This is a genomic window from Bradyrhizobium genomosp. III (assembly GCF_000261705.1).
Classification (GTDB): domain Bacteria; phylum Pseudomonadota; class Alphaproteobacteria; order Rhizobiales; family Xanthobacteraceae; genus Bradyrhizobium; species Bradyrhizobium ottawaense.
In genome coordinates this window covers 1-2,252 of the sequence record NZ_AJQF01000174.1, presented here as the reverse complement: position 1 = coordinate 2,252, position 2,252 = coordinate 1, and the positions used below count along the sequence as shown (strand labels likewise).

The following is a 2,252-nucleotide window of genomic DNA, read 5'->3' as shown; positions in this document are numbered from 1 at the left end:
GGGCGGCGCCTGCCACGCCCAGATGTACACGATGGGCACCGTGCTGCGACACGGCAACGCCGAGCAAAAAGCAAAATATCTGCCGAAGATCGCCAGCGGCGAATTGCGCCTGCAGGCCTTCGGCGTCACCGAGCCGACCAGCGGCACCGACACCTCCTCGCTGAAAACCTTCGCGCGCAAGGACGGCAACGACAGCTACATCGTCAACGGCCAGAAGATCTGGACCAGCCGCGCCGAGCATTCCGATTTGATGGTTCTGCTGGCGCGCACCACGCCGAAGGAGCAGGCCAAGAAGCGCACGGACGGCCTGTCGGTGTTCATCGTCGACATGCGCGAGGCCAAGAACAACGGCCTCGAGATCCGCCCGATCCGCACCATGATGAACCACGCCACCACCGAAGTGTTCTTTACCGACATGAAGGTGCCGGCGGAGAATCTGATCGGCGAGGAAGGCAAGGGCTTTCGCTACATCCTCTCCGGCATGAACGCCGAGCGTATCCTGATCGCGGCCGAATGCGTCGGCGACGCAAAGTGGTTCATCGCCAAGGCGACGAACTACGCCAAGGAGCGCAGCGTGTTCGGCCGGCCGATCGGCCAGAACCAGGGCATCCAGTTCCCGATCGCCAAGGCCTATGCCTCGATGCGCGCGGCCGAACTGATGGTGAAGGAAGCCACGCGCAAATACGAGGCCGGGCTCGACTGCGGCGCGGAGGCCAACATGGCCAAGATGCTGGCGGCGGATGCGTCCTGGGAGGCGGCGAACGCCTGCATCCAGACCCATGGCGGCTTCGGCTTCGCCGAGGAATACGACGTCGAGCGCAAATTCCGCGAGACGCGGCTCTATCAGGTGGCGCCGATCTCGACCAACCTCGTGCTCTCCTTCGTTGCCGAGCATGTGCTCGGCATGCCGCGCTCGTACTGAGGCCGTCATCATGGGAGCATTGGACGGGATCAGGGTGATTGCGGTCGAGCAGGCGGTGGCGGCGCCGTTCTGCTCCTCGCGCCTGGCGGATGCCGGCGCGGAGGTGATCAAGATCGAGCGGCCCGAAGGCGACTTCGCCCGCGGCTATGACGCGGCGGCCAAGGGCCAGAGCAGCTATTTCGTCTGGCTCAACCGCGGCAAGCAATCGGCGGTGGTGGATCTCGCAACGAAAGAAGGCTGCGCCGAGCTGGAGAAGCTGATCGCCAGCGCCGACGTGCTGATCCAGAACCTCAAGCCTGGCTCGATGGACAAGCTCGGTTTTTCGCGCGAGCGGCTGCTGAAGGACTATCCGAAGCTGATTTCCTGCACGATCACCGGCTATGGCGACGAAGGTCCCTACGCGCATCGCAAGGCCTATGATCTGTTGATCCAGGCCGAGAGCGGCCTGGCCTCGATCACCGGCAACCCTGATGGCGCCTCGCGCGTCGGCATGTCGATCGTGGACGTCGCGACCGGCGCGACCGCGCATGCGGCGATCCTGGAGGCGCTGATCGGGCGCGGGCGTACCGGCAAGGGCTGTGACATCCGCATCTCCATGTTCGACGTGATGGCGGACTGGTGCACCGTGCCGCTGCTCAACTCCGAAGCCGGCAATCCGCCCAAGCGCATGGGGCTGCGGCATCCCTCGATCGCGCCCTATGGCGTGTTCACGTCGAAGGACGGCAAGGACATCCTGATCTCGATCCAGAGCGAGCGCGAGTGGAGGACGCTTTGCGCGAAGGTGCTGGATCAACCCGATCTGCCCGCCGATCCCCGCGTCGCCAACATGGTCGAGCGCGTGCGCAACCGCGACTTCACCGATACGACGGTGGCGGATATCTTCGGCAAGATGACGCGCGACGAGCTGCTCAAGCGGCTGTCGGATGCCGATATCGCCTTTGCCGAGGTCAACACCATGGCCGACCTCACCAACCACCCGCATCTGCGCCGCATCGAGGTCGACACGCCGCAGGGACGCGTCAGCTATCCCGCGCCGGCGCCGATCGTCGTCGGCGAAACGCGCGCTTACGGCGCTGTGCCCGCCATCGGCGAAAACCCAAAGTCCAAGACGTAAGAAGAGCGAGGCGTCATGACCGAGAAGCTCGACATCGATCACTTGCGGCAATGGATCGGCCGCAGCACGGAGGCCACCGACATCGTCACCGCGCAGCTCGTGATGGGCCTGCGCGCGACGCTGTTCCAGGAGGTCGGCGAGCCCAGGAGAGGCGACGCCGCGCCGTTCACGGTGCATTGGTGCCTGGCGCAGCCGGTGTTCCCGATGTCGATGCTG

The 2,252-nt window shown here is 65.0% G+C and carries 2 protein-coding genes and 1 pseudogene; all 3 read left to right on the top strand.

Translation table 11 applies throughout. The features are described from left to right. A partial coding sequence (locus IC66_RS0115480) for an acyl-CoA dehydrogenase family protein (protein WP_038948232.1) occupies positions 1-922 on the top strand: 922 nt, incomplete at its 5' end. A 10-nt stretch (positions 923-932) separates the two neighbouring features. Beyond that, positions 933-2,036, top strand: a complete 1,104-nt coding sequence (locus tag IC66_RS0115475) for a CaiB/BaiF CoA transferase family protein (RefSeq protein ID WP_038948231.1) — start codon at positions 933-935, stop codon at positions 2,034-2,036. A 15-nt stretch (positions 2,037-2,051) separates the two neighbouring features. After that, positions 2,052-2,252: pseudogene (locus tag IC66_RS0115470) on the top strand (FAS1-like dehydratase domain-containing protein); the annotation flags it as partial.